Genomic DNA, 25,980 nt, shown 5'->3' on the forward strand with positions numbered 1-25,980 from the left:
TCTAGCCGTTCATCCCCTTCCGAAATTCGCTGATACCTCTTTCAGGAGTTCACACAATGGCAGCCAAAGAAGTCAAGTTCGGCCGCACCGCGCGCGAAAAGATGCTGCGCGGCGTCGACATTCTCGCAGACGCAGTCAAGGTAACGCTCGGCCCGAAGGGTCGTAACGTCGTTATCGACAAGTCCTTCGGCGCACCGCGCATCACCAAGGACGGCGTTTCCGTCGCCAAGGAAATCGAACTGGAAGACAAGTTCGAGAACATGGGCGCCCAGCTCGTTCGCGAAGTCGCTTCCAAGACCAACGACATCGCCGGCGACGGCACGACGACCGCAACCGTTCTTGCCCAGGCCATCGTTCGCGAAGGCAACAAGGCTGTTGCAGCCGGCATGAACCCGATGGACCTGAAGCGCGGCATCGATCTCGCCGTTGCTGAAGTCGTCAAGGATCTCCAGGCCAAGGCCAAGAAGATCAACACTTCGGAAGAAGTCGCCCAGGTCGGCACGATCTCCGCAAACGGCGACAAGCAGGTCGGTCTCGACATTGCTGAAGCCATGCAGAAGGTCGGCAACGAAGGCGTCATCACGGTTGAAGAAGCCAAGACCGCCGAAACCGAACTCGAAGTCGTCGAAGGCATGCAGTTCGACCGCGGCTACCTGTCGCCCTACTTCGTGACCAACCCGGAAAAGATGGTCGCCGACCTCGAAGACGCTTTCATTCTCCTGCACGAGAAGAAGCTCTCGAACCTCCAGGCGATGCTCCCGGTTCTCGAAGCCGTCGTCCAGACCGGCAAGCCGCTCGTCATCATCGCTGAAGACGTCGAAGGCGAAGCCCTTGCTACGCTCGTCGTCAACAAGCTGCGTGGCGGCCTCAAGATCGCTGCCGTCAAGGCGCCGGGCTTCGGCGACCGCCGCAAGGCCATGCTCGAAGACATCGCCATCCTGTCGGGCGGCACCGTGATCTCCGAAGACCTCGGCATCAAGCTCGAAAACGTCACGCTCGACATGCTCGGCCGTGCGAAGAAGGTCTCGATCACCAAGGAAAACACGACGATCGTCGACGGTGCCGGCCAGAAGTCGGAAATCGAAGGCCGCGTCGCGCAGATCAAGGCCCAGATCGAAGAAACCACCTCCGACTACGACCGTGAGAAGCTGCAGGAACGTCTTGCCAAGCTCGCTGGCGGCGTTGCCGTGATCCGCGTCGGTGGCTCGACGGAAGTCGAAGTGAAGGAAAAGAAGGACCGCATCGACGACGCCCTCAACGCGACGCGCGCTGCCGTTCAGGAAGGCATCGTACCGGGCGGCGGCGTTGCCCTGCTGCGCTCCTCCGTCAAGATCACCTCCAAGGGTGAGAACGACGACCAGGAAGCCGGCATCAACATCGTTCGCAAGGCGCTGCAGTCCCTCGTTCGCCAGATCGCGGAAAACGCTGGTGACGAAGCTTCGATCGTTGTCGGCAAGATCCTCGACAAGAACGAAGACAACTACGGCTACAACGCCCAGACCGGCGAATACGGCGACCTGATCGCACTCGGCATCGTCGACCCGGTCAAGGTTGTCCGCACGGCTCTGCAGAACGCAGCTTCGGTTGCCTCGCTGCTGATCACGACGGAAGCCATGATCGCCGAACTGCCGAAGAAGGATGCACCGGGCGGCATGCCTGGCGGCATGGGCGGCATGGGCGGTATGGACATGATGTAAGACCTTCGGGTCCTACATCTGAGCCAACCGGTTCAGTTCGGAAAGGGCGGTCTTCGGGCCGCCCTTTTTGTTTTTCCGGCAAAGGGACGCATTTCAAAGAGGTTGACCGGACTGCATCGTTTCCGTGAAAAGAATTTTTCCGTTTGTACAATAATTCTCAAAAAGCCGTTGCTGGCATCAAAAAACCAATTATAAAGACGCCCCAAGTGAACTGTAAGATTCACCCGGGGTACAGGTGCTGGTTTTGGACAGGAACATGTCGATAAACCGCGCAGCCAGTTCTCCCTGAAATATATTGATAGAACCGCCGGAAGACTTGAAAGAAGGGTCAGCGGCGGTTTTCACGCGTACGTCCGATCCGATACGCATAGCAGGATCCGGACGAAGTTCAGTACATGGGAAAGTGGTTCGGCGGACTTCGAGGGTTGTCGCCGGCGCTCTCTTTTAGCGTGTCGCGTGCCCGAAACGGGGCGTGACATGTCGGCCAAATTCGAGCAACTGCCTGAGGTCGTAGGTGTTCAAGATAATCAAGACTGATCTCTCGTCGCCCTTTCTTCCGGGCTCGATGGGGTTCGACGAGACGGACAACGAACTGCTGACGCAATATTGCGTGACGGAGCGCTGGACCGGCGATCTTTCCAACGGCCTCTTCACGCTTGGCGACAAGGCGATGCAGGCGCATGGCCTGCCGCAGCGCGCCTGCGGGCTGTTGAACCTCATCCGCTGCTACGAGCCGCTCGACCGCACGCGCGTGCTCGAACTCTTCGAGCAGGCGGCCTCATCCTCCTCGTCCTTCTGCTTCTCGACGACGATCCACCTCGACGGCGCGCCGCGCCAGCCGGTGTTCTGCGTCGGGGAATCGACGGGCCTCGAGGAGAAATACGCCGGCACGATCATCGGCGTCTTCATCTTCCCCCGCTTCCAGATCGACCTCGCCGGCCGCCGCTTCAAGCGGCAGTAGGCCGCCTCAGGCGGCCTTGCTGGCCTCGACGCCGGTGCGGATGCTCTCCACCGGCATCGGCCGGCCGAGGAAGTAGCCCTGTGCCTCGTCGCAACCTTCGTCGAGCAGGATGGCGAGTTGGTTGCTCGTCTCCACGCCTTCCGCCAGGACCGGCACGCGCAGCGTCTGGCCGAGCGCCAGGATGGCGCGGATGATGGCCTTGGCCTCCGGGCTTGCCTCCACCTCGCTCATGAAACTGCGATCGAGCTTGATCTTGTCGAAGGGGAAGGCGCGCAGCGTTTCCAGCGACGAGTAGCCGGTGCCGAAATCGTCGATGGCGATGGTGACGCCGAAGGCCTTGATACGGCGCAGCGTCTGCAACGCCCGCTCCTTGTCGGCGATGATGGTCGATTCGGTGATTTCAAGCTCCAGACGGCGGGGGTTGAGGCCCGTTTCCAGGAGCACCCGGTGCACGAGGTCCGCGACATCGGCATTGCCGAGCTGGATCGGCGACAGGTTGACGGCGATCTTGTGATCGTTGTCCCAGGTCGCGGCCTCGCGGCAGGCCTCGCGCAGCACCCATTCGCCGATCGGCAGGATGGCGCCACACTCTTCGGCAATCGGGATGAATTCGCCCGGCGGAATGGTGCCGCGCAGCGGATGGTGCCAGCGCAACAGCACCTCGTAGCCGATCGTATCGCCGGAGGTGACGGCCTTCTGGACCTGGTAGTGCAGTTGCAGTTCCTTGCGCTCCACGGCCTGCCAGAGGTCGTTCGCGATGAGGCGGCGGCTGCGGGCGGCCTCGTCCATCGAGACCTCGTAGAAGCAGACCGTCTGCGTCAGCGCATCCTTGGCGCGGTACATGGCAAGGTCGGCATTGTTGATAAGCGCTTCGACCGTGTCGGCGTCCTGCGGGTAGATCGCCACGCCGAGGCTGGCGCCCGGCTTGATGTCATAGCCGTCGATGCGGATTTCCGCGTTGAGGCAGGTCTCCAGCCGCTGGATGAAGTCGGTGAGGTCAGCCACATCCGAAAAACGCTTTGCAGCCGCGAATTCGTCACCGCCGAAGCGGGCGACCGTCTCGTCGGCCTCCAGGCAGGCCTGCATGCGCCTCGACAGCGTGGTGAGCACTTCGTCGCCCGCCGCATGGCCGCGCGTGTCATTGATTTCCTTGAACTTGTCGAGGTCGATGCCAATGGCGGCGACCTTACCGCCGGAGAGGCGGGCGGAATCGAGGTCCGCTTCGAGGCGGTTGTTGAAGCTCGCGCGGTTCGGCAGGCCGGTCAGGCTGTCGTGGCGGGCGAGGAAGGAGATCTGTTCCTCGGAGCGCAGGCGCTCGGAAATATCCTCATAGGTCGCAACCCAGGCGCCATCCGGCAGCGTGCGGTAGCGCAGCTGCACCGAGGTGCCGCTCGGCAGCTTCTCGACGATCGCACCGCCGTCGTTCGCGAGAATGGCAGCCCGGCGGCGCGCATAGACGTCCCGCGCCTTCGCCTGGCGCACATCGGGATCGGCAAACAGGTGGGTGACGCCCTGGTCGACGATCTCGCGCAGCGTCATGCCCGGCTGGATGCGGCCTTCCGGGAAGCCGAAGATCTCGCTGTAGCGCTTGTTGGCGATGAGCAGGCGTTCGTCCTTGTCGAACAGGCAGAGGCCCTGCGACATGTTTTCCAGCGCGAGGTCGAGGTTCTTCGTCACCGCGGCGAGCCGGTCGGCATCGGCCTTTTCCTTCGTCACGTCCTTGGTGATCTTGGCATAACCGACGAGTACGCCGCCGGCATCGTGGATCGGATCGATGACGACATTCGCCCAGAAGCGGCCGCCGTCCTTCTTGTAGCGCCAGCCCTCGCTCTCATATTTGCCTTCCGCGCGGGCAAGCGCCAGCGCGCGCTCCGGCAGGCCGGCCGCGCGGTCTTCCTCACTGTAGAACTGCGAGAAGTGCTGGCCGACGATCTCATGGGCCTTGTAGCCCTTGTTGCGCTCGGCGCCCTCGTTCCAGTTGGCGACACGGCCTTCCGGGTCGAGCATATAGATGGCGTAGTCCTTGACGCCCTGCACGAGCATGGCGAACTGGCGCGTGCTTTCGCTGGCGGCGAGCTCCGACTGCCTGGCGAAGACGGCCGCCGTCAGCCCGGCAAAGAGCAGCGAGAAGGCGACGACGGCGATCAGCGGCACCATCAGGCTTGTGGAGATCAGCGTGTCGTCGCTGACGGGCATAAGCCCCGGCTCGATCGTCACCGCCGCCATCGCGGTGAAATGCAGCGAGACGACGCCGAGCGCCATCAGCACCGTGGCAAGGGCGCGACCCCGCGCGCCAAGCTGCGGGCGCATGCAGACGTCGAGGGCCAGCGCGCCGAAGAGGCCGGCGCAGACAACGGAAGCCGCCACATAGCTGTTGTCCCAGACGATGCTGCCTGGAAGCTCCAGCGTCGACATGCCGATATAGTGCATGGAGGTGATGCCCGCGCCGAGCAGCAGGCCGCCCGCCACGACCGCGCCGCGACCGGGAACGTAGCTTGCGAGCGCCAGCCCGATCGTCGTGACGACAATGGCGACGGCCAGCGACAGCAGCGTCGGCTCCATGTCGAAGCCCATTGCGACGCCGGGATCGTAGGCCAGCATGGCGATGAAGTGGGTGGCCCAGATGCCGAAGCCGCTCGACGTGCCGGCAGCGCCGAGCCAGAGCCCGCGCGCCCTCCCGTCGGAGACCTGTGCCCTTTGCGTCAGCGAAACTGCGACATAGCAGGACAGGAAGCATATGAACGCCGCGAGCAGCACGAGGCGGAGGTCGTGCTCGACGGCAATGCAGGTCAGAATACGAAGCATGAAGGGGCACCGGAGTGGGAGCGAAGTGGCCCCACTCAGCCGGAGAACCCTAAAAAATGAGTGAATTCAGAAAGCTTAACGCCGAGCCGCTATATTTCGCATCAGTTCATACTTAACAAAGATCAAAACAGTACAACTGTTTCATTCAGCGACGAAAATGCAGCTCAACCTTCGGGCTGTACACCCCTCAGAGCGTCAGGGCCTTGAGGTCCGTCGCCGGGTCTTCCAGTGCTTCGCGCGCAGGCGTTCGCCCCATCTCGATCAGCTTCTTGCCGACCACATAGGCCTTGGCATCGTTGACCGCATCCACCGCGATCAGCCGGCCCTCGCGGAAATACCAGACGGAGACGCTGCCCTCGCGCTGGCCGGGGCGCACGAACGTATCGTCGAAGCCCATGCAGAAGCCGGCGATCTGCAATTTTACGTCATACTGGTCGGACCAGAACCAGGGCTTCGGCTCATAGGGCGCATCGCCGCCGGCAATGACGGCGGCGGCCGCTTCCGCCTGGTCGACGGCGTTCTGCACGGATTCGAGCCGCACGCGATTGCCCTCGAAGGGCAGCACGGCGCAGTCGCCCATGGCGAAAATCGCGGGATCGGACGTGCGGGCATGGGCATCGACGACGATGCCATTGGTGACTTCGAGGCCGGCATCGCGGGCGAGCTTATCGTTCGCCGCCACGCCGATGCCGGCGATCACCACGTCGACGGGCAGCACGAAGCCGTCGGAGAGTTCCGCGCCGGTGACGCGGCCGTTCTCGCCCAACAGGCGGACGAGGCCGGTCTTTTCGCGCACGTCGACGCCGCGTGCATTGTGGATCGCTTTCAGGATAGTGGCAGTGGCGGGCGAAGCGACGCGGGCAAGGATGCGGTCGGCCATTTCGATGACCGTGACGTGCAGCCCCCTGCCCCGCGCGACGGCCGCGGCCTCCAGGCCGATATAACCCCCGCCGACGACGAGCGCGCGGCGGCCCTCCTGCATTTCGACGCCGAGGCGGTCGGCATCGCGGTAGTCGCGCACCGTGAACACGCCGTCGAGGTCGCCGCCGATCTCGGCCGGCAGGCGGCGCGGCGTCGCACCGGTGGCGAGCGCCAGATAGGCATAGTGCAGCGTCGAACCGTCGCTGAGCGTCACGCTCTTGGCCGAACGGTCGATGGCGGTGACCTCGGTCGACAGGCGGATGTCGACATGGTTGTCCGCATACCAGCTTTCCGGGCGGAACTTCAGGCGTTCGAGATCGGCCTCGCCGAGCAGGTATTTCTTGGAAAGCGGCGGTCGTTGGTAGGGGTGGCTCGCCTCGGCGGCGATGATCGTGATCGGCCGTTCGTCCTTCAATGCGCGCAATTTGGCAACGAGGGCAAATGCGGCCTGACCGCCACCCACAACAACCAGTCTTCCCGTCACGATGTTTCCCCGTCTTTGGTTTTACCGACAGGTAGCGCGCTCCGGCGGGCGGCGTCAACTCGTCGCCGCGCCGCCGGATTTTTCGTTTGCGTCAGGCTTTTGCCGGAATATCGAAGCCCTTCTGGGCAGCCGGGCGGGCCGACGCGCGCTCGACCCAGTCCACGACCGCCGGGAAGCTCGCATAGTCGAGCGCCTCGCGGCCGCCATAGAAAATGTCCGCGCCGCGGACCCACGGATAGGTCGTGATGTCGGCGATGGTGTATTCGTCGCCCATGATCCACGGACGATCCTTCAGCCGGTCTTCCAGCACGGAGAGCAGGCGCTTCGATTCGTCCCGGTAGCGCTCCGTCGGATAGGAATTGTTGGCGACCTTGTCGGCGGCGAATTTGTAGAAATGGCCGAACTGGCCGAACATCGGCCCAACGCCGCTCATCTGGAACATCACCCAGCTCAGCGTCTCGTAGCGCAGCGCCGGATCGGCGGGGATCAGTTTTCCCGTCTTTTCCGCGAGGTAGACGAGGATGGCGCCCGATTCGAAAAGACCGATCGGCTTGCCGCCAGGGCCGTTCGGATCGATGATCGCCGGTATGCGGCCATTGGGATTGAGCGAGATGAATTCCGGCGACTTCACGCCATCAGGACCGAACTCGATGCGATGCGGCTCATAGGCGAGGCCGAGCTCTTCCAGCGCGATCGACACCTTCACGCCATTCGGCGTCGGCAGCGAATAGAGCTGGATGATATCGGGGTTCTTGGCGGGCCACTTTTTGGTGATGGGGAAGGACGACAGATCTGCCATGGAGGACTCCTTGAATGGGAGCTCATAGATAGGCAGCCTCTCGGCCGATGTCAGGGTGGGGACGGGAAATTTCCCGTTGGAGCAAGTGGTCGCCCCTCATCCCGCTGCCGCGACCTTCTCCCCGCAAGCGGGGCGAAGGGGCATGCTGCATCGGCTTCGTTCCAATTCAACCGTGCGTTCCGGCAAAGCGCTTCGGCCCGGTTCCTTCTCCCCGCTTGCGGGGAGAAGGTGGCCGGCAGGCCGGATGAGGGGCAATTCTGCCCCCTCACAACGCCTTGCGAACAGCCTCGATGATTTCCGCCACCACCGCATTGCCCTCGTGCTCCGGCTTGCGGGCGCGCACGAGGCAGGCTTCGGACTTCAGGATCACGCCATCGGAGAGAATCTTCAGGTGGTTGGCGTGGAGCGTCGAGCCGGTCGAGGTAATGTCGACGATGATATCGGCGGAACCGGAGGCCGGCGCGCCTTCCGTGGCGCCGAGGCTTTCGACGATGCGGTAGAGCTGGATGCCGTGGTTGCCGGAGAAGAACTGCTGGGTCAGCCGCCAGTATTTCGTGGCGATGGTGAGCCTGCGGCGGTGGCGGGCGCGGAAATCCGCGGCGACATCGCCGAGATCGGCCATGGTATCGACATCGAGCCAGATTTGCGGCACGGCGACCACGACATCCGCATGGCCGAAGCCGAGGCGGGCGCAGAATTCGACGCGGGCATCCGCCTCCGCCAGCCCCTCGCGCACGAGATCCTCGCCGGTCACGCCGAAATCGACGGTGCCGTTGGCGATCTCGCGGGAGATTTCGGAGGCCGACAGGAAGGCGATCTCGATATCGTCGCGCCCTTCGACGCGGCCGCGATAGGAGCGGTCATTGCCGACGGCGACGACGGAAAAGCCGGCGCGGGCAAGCACGGCGGAGGAATCCTCCTTCATGCGGCCCTTGGAGGGCAGGCCGATGGTGATGGTCATGCGGCGGCTCCCTTCACGCTCGCGATACGGTCGAGCCAGAGCGAGAAGCCCACCGCCGGAATGCGTTCCTTCGCGCCGAGCAGCGTCAGCAGCCGGTCGAAACGGCCGCCGCCGGCGAGCACCAGCGCGTCGCCGTCCGGCGTGATTTCGAAGACGAGGCCAGTATAATAATCGAGCGGACGGCCGAAGGCGGCGCGATAGGTAATCGTCGCCGGATCGACGCCGATGTCGCGCAGTGCGGCAACCCGGCTTTCGAAGCGGGCCAGTGCCTCGCCGAGCGAAAGGCCGGCCTTTTGTGCGAAGGCGGCGAGCGCCTGGGGCGCGTCCGCAAGGCAGAGTTCGAGGGCCAGGAATTCGCGCAGCAGCGCCAGCGTGCGCTCGTCGAGCCGCGTGTTGGCGAGTTCCATTTTTTCGCGAAGCCGCCTTGCGATATCGGCCGGGCTGCGGCTGGCATTGGTGGAGTAGCCGGTCGCTTCCATGGTCTGGTCGATATGGGCGACCAGCGTCGCCTCGTCGTCGAGTTTTCCCAGAATGGCGAGGCGCTCGACCTCGGGACCGAAGACGCCGGAGGGGGCGGGATCGGACAGATCGGCCATCAGCTTCTGCAATTGCGCCTGGTTGCCGAAGGCGTGCACCAGCCGCTTCTGCCAGCCGGCCGGCAGGCCGCAGGCGGCAACGACCGCCTCGAACACCGACTGGTCGCCGAGCACGACCGAAAGGCCGACGCCCGGCAGGCGGCTCTTCAGCACGGAAAGCGCATCGCAGACGGCGCGCGCATCGGCGCGGGCGACATCCTGCTCGCCGAGATCCTCGATGCCGGCCTGGTAGAACTCGTTCGAGCCCTCGCGGCGCTGGCGGAAGACTTCGCCGAGATAGGCGTAGCGCTTCGGCGTGCCGGTCGCCGTCTCGATGTGGCGCAGGCAGACGGGAATGGTGAATTCGGGGCGCAGGCACAGGCTCTTGCCCGTCTCGCTCTCCGTCATGAAGATGCGCCGCCGCAGATCCTCGCCCGCCATGTCGAGGAAGGGTTCGGCCGGCTGGATGACCGGCGTATCGACGCGCTCCGTGCCGAGTTTTTCCAGATCGGCGATGAGGTCGGGGGCGAAGGCGGGGAGGTTGACGAGAGGCATCTTAGCCAGCCCGTGCCCGGTCTTCGGCCTGCGCATCAAGAATTTCGCGGACCTTTGCGACGAGCTCGGCTTCCGGCACGGAAACCTGCGCCACGCGGGCCTCGCGCCAGGAAGTGTTGTCCTCGATCTCGCCGGAAAGGCGCTTGCCCTCGATCAAGTCCTTGATCTGCACGAGGCCTTCGGCGCGTTCGTCGCCGCCCTGGATGATCGCGACGGGGGCGCCGCGGCGGTCGGCATATTTTAGCTGGTTGCCGAACTTCTTCCAGTTGCCCTGGTACATTTCGGCGCGGATGCCGGCTTTGCGCAGTTCTTGCGTGAAACGCTGGTAGCGGCCCATGCTCTCGATATCGCCGTCCATAACGGTGACGAGCACGGGGGCGACCACTTCGTTCTGGCCGAGCTTGCCGAGGTTCTTCAGCGCCGTCATCAGGCGCGAGACCCCTATGGAAAAGCCCGTCGCCGGCACCGGCTGGCCCATGAAGCGCGAGACGAGGCCATCATACCGCCCGCCACCGCCGACCGAACCGAAGACGACCTTTTCGCCCTTCTCGTTGGTGACGGCGAACTGCAACTCGGCTTCGAAGACGGGGCCGGTGTAATATTCGAGGCCGCGGACGACGGAAGGGTCGATCCTGATGCGACCATCATTATACCCAGCTGCCTTAACCAACTGGGCAATCAAATCGAGTTCTTTAATGCCATCACTCGCGGTCGCATTGTGACCGAACATCCCAAGCAAATTTCTGATCAAACCATCGTGCGAGTAGGCGATTGGGACGGGTTTCCCGACCTCAGTTCCACCAACATCGACGTCAGAAACCTCTGGCAAAGCTCGAGGTAACGACATCATGAAGACGAAACTCATGACCATATCGATCTGTGTCGCATCCAGTCCCGCACCCTTTGTGTAATCCCCGGACTCGTCCTTTCGGCCAGGGCCGAGGAGAAGTCGCACGCCCTCGGGGCCGAACTTGTCGAGCTTGTCGATGGCGCGCAGCACGTTCAGGCGGGCGCCCGCCTTGTCCTCGCCGCCAAGCCCGATCGCTTCCAGCACGCCGTCCAGAACCTTGCGGTTGTTCACCCGGATGACGTAGTCGCCGCGGGCGATGCCGAGGGCTTCCATCGTGTCGGCCATCATCATGCACATCTCGGCATCCGCCTGCACACCGGCAGCGCCCACCGTATCGGCGTCGAACTGCATGAACTGGCGGAAGCGGCCCGGGCCGGGCTTCTCGTTGCGGAAGACGTAGCCGGCGCGATAGGTGCGGTAGGGAAGCTGGATCTCGTTGAAGTTTTCCGCGACATGGCGGGCGAGCGGCGCCGTCAGGTCGTAGCGCAGGCTCATCCACTGCTCGTCGTCGTCCTGCAGCGAGAAGACGCCCTCGTTCGGGCGGTCGGCATCCGGCAGGAACTTTCCGAGCGCGTCGGTATATTCGAAAAGCGGCGTTTCCACCGGATCGAAGCCGTAATGCTCGTAGACCTCGCGGATCTTCGCGGTCATTTCGTTGACGGCGCGGATATCCGCGGCATCACGATCGACGAAGCCACGCGGCAGGCGGGCTTTCAGCTTCTGCGGTTTTTTCTGCTTTTCGCTCATCGGGATACCCGAAATTCCTGTATTTCCGTTGCGGTTTCCCTAGCGGATTGGACGGGCAGCGGCAAGGGCGAGATCACGGCCGATATAAGCGCGGCCCAGTATCAAGGCGCAGTATCAAGGCCGCCGCAGCAGCGTATCCCAGCTGTGCACGATGACGGCGGAAGCGGTCGGGGCTTCCGTGGCAGGAATGAGCACCGAATGGGTATCGCCGCGGATGATGCCGCGCATCTCCGACTGGAAGGAGAGCCGCTTCATCTGCACGGTGCCGTCGGGGATCGACGTCGTAGAGAGGGCGGTGCCGCCATAGATCTGGATGCTGGCGATCTCGCGGGCATAGAGGCTGGCGACCAGCGCCTTGTCTTCCAGGCAATCGCGATAGTGGCCGGTGAGATAACCGCGGATGCTGGTGCCGACGACGGCGCGCATTTCCGGGCTCTCGCGATATTCTTGCTGCGAGCCGCCGAGATAGCGGATGTCGCGGCCTTCCCAGAGGTTGCGGCTGTCGCGCGCCGTCAGGATCGCCTTCAGGAGGCGCCGTTCGGTCTGCGCGTCGGCGCGGCGCAGGAAATCGACGATGGCGCCGGTGGCGCGCAGGTCGGGTGCCGCGACGCCGCGCTCCCAGCGCGAGACGGTGGTGGGGGAAAAGCCGAGTTTCCAGGCGATGTCGTCCTGCGTCAGCCCGACCTTGAGGCGGTAGGCCCGGAGCTGGTCGACGAGGTCATGGCCGGTGGTGAGGACGAAATGGGGCAAATTCAACCCTGCGGAGTGAGAAAGATCAGTTCCACGCCCTGTGGTCGAGTAAACGACCAGTTGCCTCGCTTTCAGCCGCCCGCGATGTCGGCTACCTTTGAGCTCAGCTAACCTTGGGTAGCTGTACTTGGATAAGCGGGAACGTAAACCCGTACTTTTACCGATTGGCGACAGCCGAAAATGGCTGATAAATACGCGCCGCGACCGTGCCGGGCAGGGTTGGTCGAACGCTCTCGGACACCACCGAATGGCATTGAAATCGACAATGACATCCAACCGTCTCGCCTCCGTGGCGCAGTTCATCGGTATCGATCCCCGCGAGTTGGAAAATCTCTTCGTCTGCGAGGAATGGAGCGCGGAACTGGCAACGGGCCTCGTGTGGCTGGGGCCGCAGGCGGCAAGCCTGCACGGCACCGCCAACACGCCCTGCGGCATCATGGACCTCATCCATCTCTACGACCCGGCCGACTGGCAGAAGGTGTTGCAGGCGCTGGAGGATGCTGCCACCGCCTCCACCACCTTCAGCTTCGCGACCACCATCCGGCCGGGGCCGGGCCTGCATCGGCCGGTCTTCTGTTTCGGCCAGTCGGAGACGATCGACGGTTCCGACGGCACGATCCAAGGCACCTTCGCCATCGCCCGCGTCTGCATGGAGACGGTGCCGGATCGGCGCGGCAGGCTGAACTGACCCTTTTCTTTTCGGCTTCGAGCGCCTATCTCTCGGAGCATGAGACAGATCCTCTTCGTCTTCGCCATTCTGGGCGCCGTTCTTTCCGGCTGGGTGCCGGTGGTCGCGGCGACGCTGAATGCCGGGCAAACGGCCGGCATGCATGCGATGCACCAGATGGCCGGAGACGACGGCGGCAGCGAGCACGGCAAGGCGAAACCCGCCGCCCATCCGCTTGCCTGTTCCGCCTGTTTCGCGATCGAGGCCGCGCGGCTGGAACCGATGAACCGCACGCTCGACATTTCGGGCCGCGTATCGGCCGCCACGCCGCAGCTTGCCGGCCTGGCGCTTCCCCCGCTCGATCCGCCTCCCCGGGCCTGAACAACGCTTGAGTGAACAACCGGGCACGCAGCGCCCGGCCATCAACCGTTTTCAGAACTGGAAAAGACAATGAACGCAAAAACCCTGTTTTTCGGCGCAGCGCTGGCGCTCGCCTTCACCCTGCCCGCTTTCGCCCAGGAGGCCGACCATTCCGCCCATCAGGCCATGACGATGAGCGGCCCCAAGGGCGACCAGAGCGCGCCCAGCAAGGCCTTCGTCGAGGCCAATGCGAAAATGCATGCGGAAATGGACATCGAGTTCACCGGCAATGCCGATGTGGACTTCGTGCGCGGCATGATCGCCCATCACCAGGGCGCCATCGACATGGCGAAGATCGAGCTGGAATACGGCAAGGATGAAGGGATGCGCAAAGTCGCGGAAGACATCATCACCGCCCAGGAAGGCGAGATCAAGATGATGCAGGAGTGGCTGACGCAGAACGCTAAGTAACCACGGCAAAACGAGGAGGCCCGCCGGCTGCCCGGCGGGCCTTCCGGATGTCTATTCGCCGGCCGGCTGTGCCCGGTGGGCCGCCGAGGCCTCGACCAGCGAGGCCGCGATGACACGGGCCATCAGGAGGCTCGTTTCGCGAATTTCGGTGTTGCTGCCGTTGCGGGCCGACCGGATGAGGCGAAAACCTTCCCGGAGCATGATCTCCTGGGCCTTGTCGCAGGCCCAGACCTCAAGTGGAGATTCATCGAATGCAGGTGCGTTTGGCGTCATGTTTCCCCTCATGCCAAATCATTCAGCACAAAGCGGCACGCCGCGACTACCCCCGCGCACGTCGACCCCAGACTACCGATGTATGATTTTGCCGCTTTATAATAAGCTACATGATTCGTTGTAGAATCAAAGATATATTTGTGACGGCAATACCGGAATTATGGCCTTTCAAGGTCTTTCCTCTCCGCTTCCACTTCAGCGCGGCAGAAACATCCCTCAATATGGTCGTTGACGAGGCCCATCGCCTGCATGAAGGCGTAGACCGTCGTCGGGCCGACGAAAGTCCAGCCGCGTTTCTTCAGGTCCTTTGACAGGCGCACGGAGGTGGGCGTCGTCGGGTTGGCGGCGATCGTCTCCCAGTCCACCAGCGCCGGCCGCTCCTCCGGTCCCGGCTCGAAACTCCAGAAATAGCGGGCGAGCGTGCCGAACTCGTCGCGCAGCGCCTGCGCGCGCCGCGCATTGTTGATCGTCGAGACGATCTTGCCGCGGTGGCGCACGATGCCGGGATCGGCAAGGCACCGGGCGATGTCTTCCTCGCCGAACGCCGCGACCTTGTCGAAATCGAAGCCGGCGAAGGCGGCGCGGAAGGCCTCGCGCTTGCGCAGGATGGTGAGCCAGGACAGGCCCGACTGAAAGCCTTCGAGGCAGATCTTCTCGAAGAGGCGCAGGTCGCTGACGACCGGATGGCCCCATTCGCCGTCATGGTAGCGGCGATAGTCCTCCAGATTGCCGTGCCACGCACAGCGCACGCGCCCGTCGTCGCCTTCCACAAGTCCCCGTGCCGTCATCGCCGTCTCCGTTGCCTTTTTGTTCCGGTTTACCACTCATCAACCACATTTGGAAAGCCGGCAATAACCCTACTCAAAGCTTTATCGGCATCGTGCATATTGAATGAACGGCCGTTTACCATTCGCTTCATTGGACAGTGCAAGCATTCTTTCCGAACCGGCGCCGCATCCTTCAATCGTGGCGGCGCATCCCGGCGACGATCAGTAGCGAGTACGTCCGATGTTGTTGATACGAACCCTTCTTGCAGCGACCCTTTTGTGCACCACCACGGTGGCGCAGGCGAACGACCGGTACATGAGCCGCCCGCCGATCGTCATCAGCCCCGATCTCACCGCGCCCTGGGTGATGCAGCTTACCGGCGAAGGCGTGCAGCCCGCCGTCAACACGCGCCGCATCCTCCAGCGCCAGAAGGTGCAGCAGCGCCGCGTCATCCGCCGCGATGGCGCCGCCCGCATCGAGCAGGCTTCGGTGACGACGCATGCGAAGAACCCGATCAAGTCGAAGTTCGACCCGATGTACCTGCCGCAGGTCGTCTCCTACGAGAGTGAGCACAAGGCGGGCACCATCGTTATCGATACCAACAACCGCTTCCTCTATCTCGTGATGGGCGACGGCAAGGCGCGGCGTTACGGCGTCGGCGTCGGCAAGCCTGGCTTCGAATGGGCGGGCGCCCACACGATCACCCGCAAGGCCGAATGGCCGAGCTGGACGCCGCCGAAGGAGATGGTCGCCCGCGAGGCGGAAAAGGGCCACTACCTGCCGGCCTTCATGGAGGGCGGCCCGGAAAACCCGCTCGGCTCGCGCGCCATGTATCTCGGCTCGACGCTCTACCGCATCCACGGCACCAACGCGCCCTGGACGATCGGTTACGCGGTCTCCTCCGGCTGCATCCGCATGCGCAACGAGGACGTCGTCGACCTCTACGAGCGCGTGAATGTCGGCACCAAGGTCATCGTGATCTGAGGCGAGCCACCGTACAGACAGACGCCGATCGAGCATCTCCGGTCGCCCCGCGGCCGGAGATCTTTGCTTTTCTGGCAAGACTTCGTGCAACAACCCGAAGAAATCCGCCTTCACAATCGTCTTACTGCGCGTGGGCTGGCTTGAATTCGGTCAGGACTCGGCTAGCCTCTCGGAATTGAGGATTGAGAGGGAATACACCATGCGGAAATACGCATCGATCTTGCTGGCGGCCGCCGTCGCGGCCACGGCGATCATGCCGGCCACCTCGGCGGGCGCCTTCCCTGTCGCCCGTCAAGGCGGCCAGGTCGAGACCACGTCGGACGTCACGCTCGTACAGCAGTACCAGAGCAAGAAGCAGGTCGCGGCGAAATTCAAGCGCACCAAGGTGCGTTTCGTCACCGACCAGGCGCGCGGCACCGTGATCGTCGATACCAACAACAAGTTCCTCTACTATGTCGAGGGCAACAACAAGGCGACACGCTATGGCATCGGCGTCGGCCGCGACGGCTTCGGCTGGTCGGGCGTGGTGAAGGTCGGCCGCAAGGCCGAATGGCCGAGCTGGACCCCGCCGGCCGAAATGCGACGCCGCGAGGCCAAGAAGGGCCGCATCCTGCCCGTCACCCAGGCCGGCGGCGAGGACAACCCGCTCGGCGCACGCGCGCTCTACCTCTTCAAGGGCGGCCGCGACACGATCTTCCGCATCCACGGCACGAACCAGCCCTGGACGATCGGCCAGAACATGTCTTCCGGCTGCATCCGCATGATGAACAAGGACGTGGAGCATCTCTACGCCCGCGCCGACATCGGCACCAAGGTCATCGTCGTCGGCCCCGGCAACCGCCAGGGCAGCGTCAGCTACAACGACCGCGGCGTCGATTTCTTCGGCAACCTGTTCGGCTTCGGCGGCTGATCTCGCCACCCCATTTGAACGCCTCGATGCCGGCCTCGCGCCGGCATCGTCGTTTCAGCCGACCGAGCAGGAGACCTTGCCGGTGCGCTCGACGCTGTCGGCGTCCGCCCTATGCAGGATCAGCTTGTAGTCGCCGTCATAGGTGGTCTCGTCATCCGTCATCGTCGTCCTGACGATGATATCGACCGAGCCGAACGGCAGGTCGCCTTCGGTTTCCGCGTGCAGGAGAAGGCGGAGCTCGCCGTCGTAGAGCCAGTCATGCGCCAGATGCGACGGCGTGAGTGCCACCCGCTCCAGCCCCTTCGGCGCAAGCTTCTTCGGCAGCTCGACAGCGCCGCGAAAATTCAGGAGGCCGCCGCCGATGCTGTAGCTGAAACCGGCTTCCGCATCGAGCGTAAGGTTCTTGTCCTTCACCGCGCAGCTGAAGCCGCCGGTGGCGAAGGCGGGCGAGGACAGGGCCGCAAGGGCGGTGAGCGAAAGCAGGAAGCGGCGCATGGCGATCTCCGGACGGGTTTGCACGCCGCTGCTCTAGCCGTTTACCAAAAAATTGGCTGTTTCGCGCGTGACAGGATCAGGAAAGCACGGCCGGCTTTTTCCCGCCATAGGCCCAGTCGAGCAATTCCACCGTGTGCAGGATCGGGATCTGCGTGCCGGTCGCGATCTGCGTGATGCAGCCGATGTTGCCGGTGGCGATGAGATCGGCCTTCGTCGCCTCGATGTTCTTCACCTTGCGCGCCTTCAGCTTGGCGGAGATTTCCGACTGGAGGATGTTGTAGGTGCCGGCCGAGCCGCAGCAGAGGTGCCCCTCGGCCGGATCGCGCACCACGAAGCCCGCCTTCTTCAGCAGCGTCTTCGGCGCCATGGTGATCTTCTGGCCGTGCTGCATGGAGCAGGCGGAATGATAGGCGACGGTCAGCCCCCGCGCCTCCTGTTGCGGCAGGTCGAGGGTCGACAGATATTCCGTGACGTCCTTGGCAAGCGCGGAGACGCGCGCCGCCTTGTCCGCATAGGCGGGGTCGAGGCGCAGCATGAAGCCGTAGTCCTTGATCGTCGTGCCGCAGCCGGACGCGGTGATGATGATGGCATCGAGCCCGCCCTTCTCCACCTCGCCGAGCCAGATGTCGACATTGCGCCGCGCGGCCTCCAGCGCCTGCGCCTCCCGGCCCATATGGTGGACCAGCGAACCGCAGCAGACCTCGCCCGCCGGCGCCACGACCTCGACGCCGAGGCGGGTCAGCAGGCGGATCGTCGCCTCGTTGATTTCCGGCTTCAACACCGGCTGGGCGCAGCCCGACAGGATCGCCACCCGGCCACGGCGCGGGCCTGCCGCCGGGTGCGTGCCGGGCTTTGCGCTGTCGGAAGCCTTCGGCAGGGTGCGTGGCGCCAGTTCCAGCATTGCGCCGAAGGGTTCCAGCACCTTGACGCGCTTGAGGAGGCCCGCGAAAGGCCGGCCGAGCGCGGCGGCCTTCAACGCCAGGCGGAAACGGCCCGGATAGGGCAGCACGGCGGCGAGCACGTTGCGCGTCAGGCGGTTCCAGAATGGGCGCTTGTAGGTCTCCTCTATGTGCACGCGCGCATGATCGACGAGGTGCATGTAATCGACGCCGGAGGGACAGGTGGTGGTGCAGGCGAGGCAGGAGAGGCAGCGGTCGATATGGGTCACCACCTCCGCATCCGCCGGCCGGCCGTTTTCCAGCATGTCCTTGATGAGATAGATGCGGCCGCGCGGGCTATCGAGTTCGTTGCCGAGCGTCACATAGGTGGGACAGGTGGCGGTGCAGAAGCCGCAATGCACGCATTTGCGCAGGATCTTCTCAGACGTCGCGACATGCGGGTCGGCCAGCTGCTCGGCGGTGAAATTGGTCTGCACGTCGATACTCCCTAGCGCAGCATGCCGTTCTTGCGGGCTGCGATGATGTAGTTCTTCTCGGCTTCGGTGACGTGCGCGGTCGCCAGCGCCTGTTGCCCGGCCGGCGTGATCGTGAGCACATTGTCGCGCCGCAGGAGATTGGCGGGCATGTAGCTGCCGTGGCGCGCCAGCTTGAGATAGCCCTTCCTGATCAGGACGCGCATATCCGGCGTCAAAGGCGGCATCCCTCGCGCGCCCACGGTCGCCGAGGGGCCGGTGTCGCCGCACAACCACCAGAGCAGCGCCATCTGGCGACGCGACGCGCCGAGCACGGCGAGCGGCGCAGCCGGCAGGCCTCCCCAAGCGGCCTTGTCCTCGCGCGCCTGCCTGACGCGCTCCTTCCATGTCCGCCTCTGCTGCCGCGCAATCGAATCGCCTGCCAGCCGTCCCATCCTCATGCCCCCTGTTTGCGGTCGATCAAGGGAGAGACGTAGAGGCCGGCCGGATCGAAGCTCGCCTTGACGCGCGCCGAGAGTGCCGCGACCGCATCGGCCTGCGGCTCGAAGGTTTCCGTCGCGGCCATCACTTCCGGCCGGGCGCGCAGCAGCGTCGCATGCCCGCCGCCGATGGCCTTGACGTAGCGGCGCAGCAGCGCGGCCTCGGGATCGGCTTCCATGCGCAGCCAGACGAGGCCGCCCTGCCAGTCGTAATAGGCGTCGACGCCGGTTTCGAGGCGAAGTGCGGCGACAAGCTGGTGGCCGGTGGTGGGGGCGACGGAGACGCGCCAGAGCGGGCGCGGCGTGCCGTCGGCATAGGGTGCGGCGTCGCGGATTTCGCGCCAGAGGCGGGCGGTGAAATCGGCATCGAGGCGCGCGACGGGGCCGAAGCCGGCCATACTTGCTGCCAGCTTTTCCGCGCGCACGGCGACGGAGGCAGCGAGGCCTTCGAGGCGGAGCACGGTCGCGGCGCCATCCGGCAGGACGCCGCCGGCGAAACGGCCGCGCACGCTTTCCGGCAGGTGGGCAGCGCCCGAAACTTCAACAGACATCGACATGGCGGTCGCCATGGCCGCAACAGCTTCGGCGTCGTTGAGGTTGGAGATGACGATGGTGACGGCGGTTTCCGGCACCGGCAGGACGCGGAAGGTAACTTCCGTCATGAGCGCCAGCGAACCATGCGAGCCGGCGAGCACCTTTGCGAGGTCGAGGCCGGTGACGTTCTTCATCACCCGGCCGCCGGCCTTCACCACCTCGCCCTTGCCATTGACGAAACGCACGCCGAGCAGGCTGTCGCGCGCGGCACCCGCCACGAAACGGCGCGGGCCGGAGGCATTGGTGGCGAAGACGCCGCCGATGGTGGGGATGCCGGAGGAGCCCAGCGCACCGCGCAGGTCGCAGGGTTCGAAGGCGAGCATCTGGCGGTTTTCGGCAAGCGCCGCTTCCACCACTTCCAGCGGCGTGCCGGCGCGGGCGGTCATGGTCATCTCGGCCGGGTTATAGGCGACGATGCCGGTGAGGCCGCGGGTGGAGAGGATGTCGGCGCCATCGGGTGCTGCGGAGAGGCCACGCGTGCCGCCGCCGCGGATGGCAAGCGACGACCGCGACAGGGCGGCGACCTGGACGAGGCGGGCGGCGGCCTCTTCGGAGAGCGGTTCGTGGATCGGCGTCATGCGGCGGGGCGCCCTTCGAGCGGGAAGACTTTTGACGGGTTGAGCAGCCATTGCGCATCGAAGGCGGCGCGCACGGCCATCTGCTGGTCGAGGTCGACTTCGGCATATTGATGGCGCATCAGGTCGCGCTTCTCGATGCCCACACCATGTTCGCCGGTCAGGCACCCGCCGGCATCGACGCAGAGCCGCAGGATATCGTTGCCGGCAGCCTCCGCGCGCGCGGCATCCTCCGGGTCGTTGGCGTTGAAGAGGATGAGCGGGTGCATATTGCCATCGCCGGCGTGGAAGACATTGGCGACGCGCAACCCGTATTTCGCGACGATCTCCGCCGTGCCGCGCAGCACATGCGGCAGCTGGCCGAGCGGCACGGTGCCGTCCATGCAGATATAGTCGGCGATGCGGCCGGTGGCGCCGAAGGCCGATTTGCGGCCCTTCCAGATCAGCGCCGCTTCCGTCGCCGACTGGCTTTCCTTGACGACCTTCACGCCGTGGCGGCCGGCGATTTCGATGATGCTGGCGAGCATCGCGTCCATTTCCGCCTCGGAGCCCTCGACCTCGACGATCAACAGCGCCTCGACATCCATCGGATAGCCGGCATGCGCAAAGGCTTCGCAGATCTCGATCGCCGGCTTGTCCATGAACTCGATGGCGACGGGGATGATGCCGGCGCCGATGACGTCGGCGACGCAGGCGCCCGCCTCCTCCGATGTGTCGAAGCCGAAGAGCACGGGGCGCGCGCCTTCGGGCTTGGCGATCAGCCGCACCGTCGCCTCGGTGACGATGCCGAGCTGGCCCTCGCCGCCGCAGACGAGACCGAGCAGATCGAGCCCGCCGGCATCGAGCCCCTTGCCGCCGAGATCGACGATCGTGCCGTCGATCAGCACGAGTTTCACGCCCAGCAGGTTGTTGGTGGTGACGCCATATTTCAGACAGTGCGCACCGCCGGAATTCATGCCGATATTGCCGCCGATCGTGCAGGCGAGCTGCGAACTCGGATCGGGCGCGTAGAAATAACCGTCGGCGGAGACGGCATCGGAAATGTTGAGATTGGTGACGCCGGCCTGCACGGTCGCCGTGCGGTTGGCGTAATCGACCTCCAGAATACGCGACATCTTGGAAAGGCCGATGACGACCGCGTCCTCCTGCGGGATCGCGCCGCCGGAGAGCGAGGTGCCTGCACCGCGCGGCACGACGGGAACGCCGTAACGGTTGCAGTATTTCAGCACGGCGGCGACCTGCGCCGTCGTTTCCGGCAGCGCAACGGCGAGCGGCAGGCGGCGATAGGAAACGAAGGCATCCGTCTCGAAAGGCACGAGCTCGCGCTGCTCGTGCACCAGGCAGCCCGGCGGCAGCAGATCGAGCAGATCGGCGACGATCTCCCGGCGGCGGGCAATCACCGCCGGCCGCGGCTCCAGAAACCCGATCTGATCCATGCTTCACCCCCTTTACGTCAAGTGGTCTGTTTTCTTTACCACTTCCTATTGCAAGGCGCAAATGCTAAGCATTTTCTCCGCTTCGGCAACAATGGAATGCGATGGAATGACCAATCTCGGCGACCTCGAAATCTTCTCCCGCGTCATTGCAATGGGCAGCATGTCGGCCGCGGGGCGGGCCTTGGGACTGTCGCCGGCCGTGGTCTCCAAGCGTGTGAAAAGACTGGAAGAACGCCTCGGCACGAGGCTCTTCCAGCGCACCACGCGGCAGATTTCGCTGACGGAAGCCGGCCAGGGTTTTTATGATCGCATCGTCGGCATCCTTGCCGGCATCGAGGAGGCGGAAGCCTTCGTCTCCGGCCGCTCCGGCGCCGTGCGCGGCACGCTCCGCATTTCCGCGCCCACCTCCTTCGGCCGCATGCATATCGCGCCCAATCTCAAGGGCTTCATGGACACCTATCCGGAGCTCATCGTCAACCTGATGCTGACCGACGATTTTTCCGACATTGTCGGCGGCGGGTTCGACCTGGCGATCCGCATCGGCGAATTGTCGGATTCCTCGCTCGTCGCGCGCAGGCTGGCCTCGGTCCGGCGCGTTCTCTGCGCCTCGCCGGATTACATCGCCCGCCACGGCATGCCGACCTCGCTCGAAGACCTGAACAACCATATCTGCCTGCCGCCGCATACGCAGGATGTCTGGCGGCTGGAGGGACCGGAGGGCAGCGTCAACTATCGCCCGCAGGGGCCGCTCTACACCAATTCCAGCGAGGTGGTGCGCGAGGCGGTGTTTTCGGGCCTCGGCGTCGCGCTGCGCTCCACCTGGGATGTCGGGCTGGCGCTGAAGAGCGGCGAGCTGAAACAGGTGCTGCCAGACTATGAGGGCTCGCGCAACGTCGTGCTCTCGGCGGTCTATCCGAGCCGGCAGTTCCTGCCGGTCAAGGTGCGGCTGTTCATCGATTATCTCGCGGATCTCTACGGCCCCCTGCCCTATTGGGAGCGCTGAGGGCAATTGGCGCGGCAAAGACCTTGCGCTAGGCTGCGGTCTCAAGCGGAGGGCGCGCGATGATCGGCAGGACGACGGTGATCCTATTGGGACTGATGCTTCCGACGGCGGCATTTGCCCAACCGCTCGATCCGCTGCTCGATGGTTTCGACGATGCCTGCGACTATAGCGATGCGCTCGGCGCCCTGCTCCAATCGAGCTACGCCTTCGCCCGCAAGGAGGGTGAGATCGCGCTTCCGGCCGGTTACGAGGCGGTCTTCGGCGCCCCGACCGTCAAGCCCGACAACGAATATCTCCAGGTGACGCTACCTGTGGTGGATGGCACCTGGCGCGGCGTGCCAGTCAAGGAGATCGAGATCTATATCACCGAACTCGCGAGCGGCTTCAGCTACCAGGCCGTGATCTTCCCGACGGAGGCGCTGAAGGAAGCTGAGGCCGCTTTCAAAGAACGCGGCATTGCGGCACAGAAGAAACTCGCGGCCCAGGATGATTCCGGTTTCGGCTGGGACACCGGCTTTGCCGTGATCGAGGGCGCACCGCGCTACCAGTGCGACCTCTCCACCTGAGCTAGTGCTTGTCCTCTTCGGCATGTTTATGCCGGATGGCGCGAACCAGCAGCCACATGCCGACGATGACGAAGGGCACCGCGATGCCGGTCAGCGTTTCCGGCTTTACCGGCACGCCGAGCCCATGCGCCGCCTTCGCCACGTAGCCGAACAGCCCCACGACATAATAGGAGATCGCCGCGACCGACAGGCCTTCGACGGTCTGCTGCAGGCGGAGCTGCAATTTCGCGCGGCGGTCCATGGAGTTGAGAAGCGTCGTGTTGAGCTGTTCCAGCTCGACGTCGATCCAGCTTCTGAGCAGTGCGGTGGCGCGGGCAAGTTTGCGCGACAGGTTCGCCTGCCGCTCCTCGACGGACTGACAGGTGCGCATCGCGGGCGCGAGCCGGCGTTCCAGGAAGAAGCCGAGCGTTTCGTAGCCGGGCACTGCGGTTTCGGCCAGCGTGCGGATGCGCTCCTGTACGATGCCGTAATAGGCGCGGCTGGCGCCGAAACGGTAGAGGCTGAGGGCGGCGTTTGCTTCCAGTTCGGCGGCAAGGCGGGTGATCTCGGTGAGCAGTTCGTCCGCCTTGTCGCGGGCGTGCTGCTTCATGGCATTGGTGATGCCGGTCAGCCCGTCCTCGATGCGGCGGATGTCCGGCGAGAGCGACTGGGCGAGCGGCAGGCCCATCATGGCGAGCGTGCGATAGGTCTCGATGTCGAGCAGGCGCTGCACGACCGCGCCGCGCCCGGCCTCGTTCATGCCGCGGTCGATGACGAGGATCTGCGTCAGCCCGTCGCCGTTCTGGCGGAAGTCGGTCAGGATCATCGCCTGGCCGTTCTTGATCTCGCTATAACAGAGGCTCGTCGGATCGAAGCTGGCAATGGCCTCTCTCGTTTCCGGCGAATCAGGCCGGATTTCCAGCCGGATGCCGGAGATCAGCGTGCCGGGCGGCGAAAAGCTGTCGCCGAACGGATGCACCGCCACCTCGGCGCCGAACTTGTCCGGCACCGGGCCATCCCAGAAATAGGTCGAGAATTCCGTGTGCCGCTCCCAGCGCAGCGTGCCCTGCCCCCAGCTCAGCGCATGGTGGCTGGAATCGCGCCCCGGCGGCGAGATGCCGCGCGAACGCGAAAGCTCCGCCATCACGGCATGATCGACCGCCGAGCCGCCCTCCGTCAGGAAGGCGAGCTGGAAGATGACGCGCGGCACCGGCACCAGCGCGTATGGTCTTGCGTGAATTTCCCCGAGCGCCTGCGCACGCGCGGTCGCCTGCGGAAAGGCGAAGCTGCCATTTGCCATGTCTGCACCGTCCCCTCATGTGCAACAGTTCTTTCTTAACAAATGTCAGGGGCCGAGAGATAGGACGCATTGACGCAGGCTGAAGACTCAAGCGTTGCGCAATTCCGGACGGAAAACCGGTTCCCACTTTTCCTGGAATTGCTTTGGACTGGACAAGATTGTTGACCAGTTTCCGGCCGCGTTGATACTATCGCGGCCGTGACCGACACCGCCTTCGACCTTTTCGCCCGCATCAGCCACAGCCGCACCGCCGACGAGGTCGTGCGGCAGATCGAGTTGTTGCTGCTCGAAGGCATCCTGCGCGACGGCGACCGGCTGCCCGGCGAGCGGGAGCTTTCCAAGCGGCTGGACGTGTCGCGGCCGATCCTGCGCGAGGCGCTGAAGGAGTTGGAGAACCGCGGGCTGCTCATCAGCCAGCACGGCGGCGGCACCTATGTGGCCGATATTATCGGCCAGGTCTTTTCGCGTCCCGTCGTCGATCTCATCGCCCGCCACCAGCGGGCGACGGAGGACTATATCGAGTATCGTCGCGAACTCGAAGGCATCACCGCCGAACTCGCCGCCCGCCGCGCCACCGCCTACGACCGGCAGATGCTGACGCGCATCATGGAGGCGATGCGCGCGGCGCACGCAACCGGCTCCTTCGATGCCGAGCTTGAAACCGATGTCGAACTGCACAACGCCATCGGCGAGGCCGCGCACAATATCGTGCTGCTGCACACGCTGCGCGCCTGCTACCGGCTGCTGGCGCAAGGGATCTTTTTCCACCGTCATCTCGTTTTCTCGTCCGAAGAGGCACGCGGGCAGCTGCTCGCCCAGCACGAGGCGATCTACGCGGCCATCATGGCGGGTGACGGAAATGCAGCAAGAAATGCCGCACAGGCGCATATGGACTATATTGCTGTCGCAATCCGCGATGCCGAACGCAGCGGCGAATGGCAAAGGATCTCACAACTTCGCATGCAAAAGCGAGGCCAATCCCCACAAGCCTGACTTGCGCCGTAAATCTCGCGCAAGCATGATAGAATATAACGACTCAATGAGCCGTTCCCCATGAAAGGAATCAGGAAGACCTTGAACATTCTCGACCGCATCGTCAGCGACGTCCATCTCATGTTCCGTCGGCCCGCCCGGGAGCAATATGGTGCGCTGTGCTACCGCGTGAAGAAGAAGCGTTCGGGCGTCGAGGTTCTTCTCATCACCAGCCGCGACACCGGTCGGTGGGTTATCCCCAAGGGCTGGCCGATGGACGGCAAGAGCGCCGCCGGAGCAGCCGCGCGCGAGGCCTGGGAAGAGGCCGGCGTGAAGGGCAAGATCGGCGAGGAGCCGATCGGCAGCTACCACTATATGAAAGGCCTTCCCGAAGGCCTGAAGGTCGATTGCCGGGTGCGCGTCTTCGCGCTCGCCGTCGATGACATCTGCAAGAATTTTCCGGAAAAGGGCGAGCGGCGCGCCGAATGGGTCGATTGCACGGAAGCGGCAAACCGCGTGCAGGAACCGGGCCTGAAGAGCCTCCTCCTCGCCTTCGAGGAAAAGATGCTCGCCGAGCTCGCGCCCAAGCCGAAAAACGGCACGACGGGCGCCTGATCCATCATTGCCATATTGCCGCCGATGCCTTGAAGCGATAGTGCGTCTGGGCAAAA

The 25,980-nt window shown here is 64.3% G+C and carries 26 protein-coding genes; 11 read left to right on the forward strand and 15 right to left on the reverse strand.

Features of this window, described 5'->3' with window-relative positions; all coding sequences use genetic code 11:
- Positions 1-56: 56 nt before the first annotated feature.
- On the forward strand, positions 57-1,697 hold the full coding sequence (groL, locus tag AC1RWL_RS24670; protein ID WP_256118492.1) for a chaperonin GroEL: 1,641 nt from the start codon (positions 57-59) through the stop codon (positions 1,695-1,697).
- 514 nt (positions 1,698-2,211) lie between these two features.
- The gene (locus AC1RWL_RS24675; RefSeq protein ID WP_256118491.1) at positions 2,212-2,658 is read left to right on the forward strand and encodes a hypothetical protein; all 447 of its coding nucleotides are present in this window, start codon (positions 2,212-2,214) and stop codon (positions 2,656-2,658) included.
- A gap of 6 nt (positions 2,659-2,664) precedes the next feature.
- On the opposite strand, the gene AC1RWL_RS24680 is transcribed toward AC1RWL_RS24675, so the two are convergent.
- The 7 genes from AC1RWL_RS24680 to AC1RWL_RS24710 form a co-directional block, all read right to left on the reverse strand.
- A complete protein-coding gene (locus AC1RWL_RS24680; protein ID WP_493095791.1) occupies positions 2,665-5,463 on the reverse strand; it encodes a bifunctional diguanylate cyclase/phosphodiesterase in 2,799 nt (932 codons plus the stop codon).
- Between the two features lie 187 nt (positions 5,464-5,650).
- On the reverse strand, positions 5,651-6,868 hold the full coding sequence (locus tag AC1RWL_RS24685) for an NAD(P)/FAD-dependent oxidoreductase (protein ID WP_493095792.1): 1,218 nt from the start codon (positions 6,866-6,868) through the stop codon (positions 5,651-5,653).
- 91 nt (positions 6,869-6,959) lie between these two features.
- On the reverse strand, positions 6,960-7,667 hold the full coding sequence (locus tag AC1RWL_RS24690; protein WP_493095793.1) for a glutathione binding-like protein: 708 nt from the start codon (positions 7,665-7,667) through the stop codon (positions 6,960-6,962).
- Positions 7,668-7,932: 265 nt separating this feature from the next.
- Positions 7,933-8,628 (reverse strand): ATP phosphoribosyltransferase, encoded by a 696-nt coding sequence (gene hisG / locus AC1RWL_RS24695; protein ID WP_493095794.1) that lies wholly within the window; start codon positions 8,626-8,628, stop codon positions 7,933-7,935.
- Positions 8,625-9,758 carry an ATP phosphoribosyltransferase regulatory subunit gene (locus AC1RWL_RS24700; protein ID WP_493095795.1) on the reverse strand — a complete coding sequence of 378 codons (1,134 nt, stop codon included), beginning with the start codon at positions 9,756-9,758 and terminating at the stop codon, positions 8,625-8,627. The genes hisG and AC1RWL_RS24700 overlap by 4 nt, the downstream gene beginning before the upstream one ends.
- Position 9,759: 1 nt before the next feature.
- The gene (gene hisS, locus AC1RWL_RS24705) at positions 9,760-11,355 is read right to left on the reverse strand and encodes a histidine--tRNA ligase (RefSeq protein ID WP_493095796.1); all 1,596 of its coding nucleotides are present in this window, start codon (positions 11,353-11,355) and stop codon (positions 9,760-9,762) included.
- A gap of 114 nt (positions 11,356-11,469) precedes the next feature.
- Positions 11,470-12,105: a helix-turn-helix domain-containing protein gene (locus tag AC1RWL_RS24710; RefSeq protein WP_439616527.1), complete on the reverse strand. Its 636-nt coding sequence runs from the start codon at positions 12,103-12,105 to the stop codon at positions 11,470-11,472.
- A gap of 265 nt (positions 12,106-12,370) precedes the next feature.
- On the opposite strand from AC1RWL_RS24710, the gene AC1RWL_RS24715 reads away from it, so the two are divergent.
- The 3 genes from AC1RWL_RS24715 (at position 12,371) to copM (ending at position 13,603) form a co-directional block, all read left to right on the forward strand.
- Positions 12,371-12,793 carry a hypothetical protein gene (locus tag AC1RWL_RS24715; RefSeq protein WP_493095797.1) on the forward strand — a complete coding sequence of 141 codons (423 nt, stop codon included), beginning with the start codon at positions 12,371-12,373 and terminating at the stop codon, positions 12,791-12,793.
- 39 nt (positions 12,794-12,832) lie between these two features.
- Entirely contained in the window at positions 12,833-13,153 is a 321-nt protein-coding gene (locus AC1RWL_RS24720) for a hypothetical protein (protein ID WP_256118481.1), read from the forward strand.
- Positions 13,154-13,222: 69 nt separating this feature from the next.
- Positions 13,223-13,603, forward strand: coding sequence for a CopM family metallochaperone (copM, locus tag AC1RWL_RS24725; protein ID WP_493095798.1), 381 nt, complete (start codon positions 13,223-13,225; stop codon positions 13,601-13,603).
- 51 nt (positions 13,604-13,654) lie between these two features.
- Here copM and AC1RWL_RS24730 read toward each other — a convergent pair whose 3' ends face one another.
- Positions 13,655-13,876, reverse strand: a complete 222-nt coding sequence (locus tag AC1RWL_RS24730; RefSeq protein WP_256118479.1) for a hypothetical protein — start codon at positions 13,874-13,876, stop codon at positions 13,655-13,657.
- Positions 13,877-14,034: 158 nt separating this feature from the next.
- Positions 14,035-14,664 (reverse strand): DNA-3-methyladenine glycosylase I, encoded by a 630-nt coding sequence (locus AC1RWL_RS24735; protein WP_493095799.1) that lies wholly within the window; start codon positions 14,662-14,664, stop codon positions 14,035-14,037.
- Between the two features lie 220 nt (positions 14,665-14,884).
- On the opposite strand from AC1RWL_RS24735, the gene AC1RWL_RS24740 reads away from it, so the two are divergent.
- Both AC1RWL_RS24740 and AC1RWL_RS24745 read left to right on the forward strand, forming a co-directional pair.
- Positions 14,885-15,628 (forward strand): L,D-transpeptidase, encoded by a 744-nt coding sequence (locus tag AC1RWL_RS24740; protein WP_493095800.1) that lies wholly within the window; start codon positions 14,885-14,887, stop codon positions 15,626-15,628.
- Between the two features lie 199 nt (positions 15,629-15,827).
- A complete protein-coding gene (locus tag AC1RWL_RS24745; protein ID WP_493095801.1) occupies positions 15,828-16,538 on the forward strand; it encodes a L,D-transpeptidase in 711 nt (236 codons plus the stop codon).
- Positions 16,539-16,592: 54 nt separating this feature from the next.
- On the opposite strand, the gene AC1RWL_RS24750 is transcribed toward AC1RWL_RS24745, so the two are convergent.
- From AC1RWL_RS24750 to AC1RWL_RS24770, 5 genes are read right to left on the reverse strand one after another with little or no spacing between them, the layout of a single operon-like run.
- Complete coding sequence (locus tag AC1RWL_RS24750; RefSeq protein WP_493095802.1) at positions 16,593-17,057, reverse strand: hypothetical protein; 465 nt, start codon at positions 17,055-17,057, stop codon at positions 16,593-16,595.
- A gap of 52 nt (positions 17,058-17,109) precedes the next feature.
- Entirely contained in the window at positions 17,110-18,408 is a 1,299-nt protein-coding gene (gene glcF / locus AC1RWL_RS24755) for a glycolate oxidase subunit GlcF (protein ID WP_493095803.1), read from the reverse strand.
- Between the two features lie 11 nt (positions 18,409-18,419).
- On the reverse strand, positions 18,420-18,845 hold the full coding sequence (locus AC1RWL_RS24760; protein WP_493158506.1) for a hypothetical protein: 426 nt from the start codon (positions 18,843-18,845) through the stop codon (positions 18,420-18,422).
- On the reverse strand, positions 18,842-20,056 hold the full coding sequence (locus AC1RWL_RS24765) for an FAD-binding protein (protein WP_493095805.1): 1,215 nt from the start codon (positions 20,054-20,056) through the stop codon (positions 18,842-18,844). Before AC1RWL_RS24765 ends, AC1RWL_RS24760 begins: the two co-directional genes overlap by 4 nt.
- Entirely contained in the window at positions 20,053-21,489 is a 1,437-nt protein-coding gene (locus tag AC1RWL_RS24770) for an FAD-linked oxidase C-terminal domain-containing protein (protein ID WP_493095806.1), read from the reverse strand. The genes AC1RWL_RS24765 and AC1RWL_RS24770 overlap by 4 nt, the downstream gene beginning before the upstream one ends.
- A gap of 106 nt (positions 21,490-21,595) precedes the next feature.
- On the opposite strand from AC1RWL_RS24770, the gene AC1RWL_RS24775 reads away from it, so the two are divergent.
- Positions 21,596-22,492, forward strand: a complete 897-nt coding sequence (locus AC1RWL_RS24775) for a LysR family transcriptional regulator (protein ID WP_435268617.1) — start codon at positions 21,596-21,598, stop codon at positions 22,490-22,492.
- A 59-nt stretch (positions 22,493-22,551) separates the two neighbouring features.
- Positions 22,552-23,058: a hypothetical protein gene (locus AC1RWL_RS24780; protein ID WP_493095807.1), complete on the forward strand. Its 507-nt coding sequence runs from the start codon at positions 22,552-22,554 to the stop codon at positions 23,056-23,058.
- 1 nt (position 23,059) lies between these two features.
- Here AC1RWL_RS24780 and AC1RWL_RS24785 read toward each other — a convergent pair whose 3' ends face one another.
- Entirely contained in the window at positions 23,060-24,337 is a 1,278-nt protein-coding gene (locus tag AC1RWL_RS24785; protein ID WP_256118468.1) for a DUF3422 family protein, read from the reverse strand.
- 198 nt (positions 24,338-24,535) lie between these two features.
- On the opposite strand from AC1RWL_RS24785, the gene AC1RWL_RS24790 reads away from it, so the two are divergent.
- Together AC1RWL_RS24790 and AC1RWL_RS24795 are read left to right on the forward strand one after the other, a co-directional pair.
- A complete protein-coding gene (locus tag AC1RWL_RS24790) occupies positions 24,536-25,330 on the forward strand; it encodes a FadR/GntR family transcriptional regulator (RefSeq protein WP_492649286.1) in 795 nt (264 codons plus the stop codon).
- 81 nt (positions 25,331-25,411) lie between these two features.
- Positions 25,412-25,924, forward strand: a complete 513-nt coding sequence (locus tag AC1RWL_RS24795) for an NUDIX hydrolase (RefSeq protein ID WP_493095913.1) — start codon at positions 25,412-25,414, stop codon at positions 25,922-25,924.
- Positions 25,925-25,980: the final 56 nt, after the last annotated feature.

It is taken from the genome of Shinella sp. GW821-FHT10F02 (assembly GCF_058809275.1).

What these genes read in the sequence shown, in the direction of transcription:
- AC1RWL_RS24690 (WP_493095793.1), bottom strand. Translation starts at nt 7,667, where the DNA reads ATGGCAGATCTGTCGTCCTTCCCCATCACCAAAAAGTGGCCCGCCAAG.
- AC1RWL_RS24740 (WP_493095800.1), top strand. Translation starts at nt 14,885, where the DNA reads ATGTTGTTGATACGAACCCTTCTTGCAGCGACCCTTTTGTGCACCACC.
- AC1RWL_RS24730 (WP_256118479.1), bottom strand. Translation starts at nt 13,876, where the DNA reads ATGACGCCAAACGCACCTGCATTCGATGAATCTCCACTTGAGGTCTGG.
- AC1RWL_RS24775 (WP_435268617.1), top strand. Translation starts at nt 21,596, where the DNA reads ATGACCAATCTCGGCGACCTCGAAATCTTCTCCCGCGTCATTGCAATG.
- AC1RWL_RS24770 (WP_493095806.1), bottom strand. Translation starts at nt 21,489, where the DNA reads ATGGATCAGATCGGGTTTCTGGAGCCGCGGCCGGCGGTGATTGCCCGC.
- AC1RWL_RS24785 (WP_256118468.1), bottom strand. Translation starts at nt 24,337, where the DNA reads ATGGCAAATGGCAGCTTCGCCTTTCCGCAGGCGACCGCGCGTGCGCAG.
- hisG (WP_493095794.1), bottom strand. Translation starts at nt 8,628, where the DNA reads ATGACCATCACCATCGGCCTGCCCTCCAAGGGCCGCATGAAGGAGGAT.
- AC1RWL_RS24680 (WP_493095791.1), bottom strand. Translation starts at nt 5,463, where the DNA reads ATGCTTCGTATTCTGACCTGCATTGCCGTCGAGCACGACCTCCGCCTC.
- AC1RWL_RS24760 (WP_493158506.1), bottom strand. Translation starts at nt 18,845, where the DNA reads ATGAGGATGGGACGGCTGGCAGGCGATTCGATTGCGCGGCAGCAGAGG.
- AC1RWL_RS24780 (WP_493095807.1), top strand. Translation starts at nt 22,552, where the DNA reads ATGATCGGCAGGACGACGGTGATCCTATTGGGACTGATGCTTCCGACG.
- groL (WP_256118492.1), top strand. Translation starts at nt 57, where the DNA reads ATGGCAGCCAAAGAAGTCAAGTTCGGCCGCACCGCGCGCGAAAAGATG.
- AC1RWL_RS24765 (WP_493095805.1), bottom strand. Translation starts at nt 20,056, where the DNA reads ATGACGCCGATCCACGAACCGCTCTCCGAAGAGGCCGCCGCCCGCCTC.
- copM (WP_493095798.1), top strand. Translation starts at nt 13,223, where the DNA reads ATGAACGCAAAAACCCTGTTTTTCGGCGCAGCGCTGGCGCTCGCCTTC.
- AC1RWL_RS24700 (WP_493095795.1), bottom strand. Translation starts at nt 9,758, where the DNA reads ATGCCTCTCGTCAACCTCCCCGCCTTCGCCCCCGACCTCATCGCCGAT.
- AC1RWL_RS24715 (WP_493095797.1), top strand. Translation starts at nt 12,371, where the DNA reads ATGACATCCAACCGTCTCGCCTCCGTGGCGCAGTTCATCGGTATCGAT.
- hisS (WP_493095796.1), bottom strand. Translation starts at nt 11,355, where the DNA reads ATGAGCGAAAAGCAGAAAAAACCGCAGAAGCTGAAAGCCCGCCTGCCG.
- AC1RWL_RS24720 (WP_256118481.1), top strand. Translation starts at nt 12,833, where the DNA reads ATGAGACAGATCCTCTTCGTCTTCGCCATTCTGGGCGCCGTTCTTTCC.
- AC1RWL_RS24745 (WP_493095801.1), top strand. Translation starts at nt 15,828, where the DNA reads ATGCGGAAATACGCATCGATCTTGCTGGCGGCCGCCGTCGCGGCCACG.
- AC1RWL_RS24735 (WP_493095799.1), bottom strand. Translation starts at nt 14,664, where the DNA reads ATGACGGCACGGGGACTTGTGGAAGGCGACGACGGGCGCGTGCGCTGT.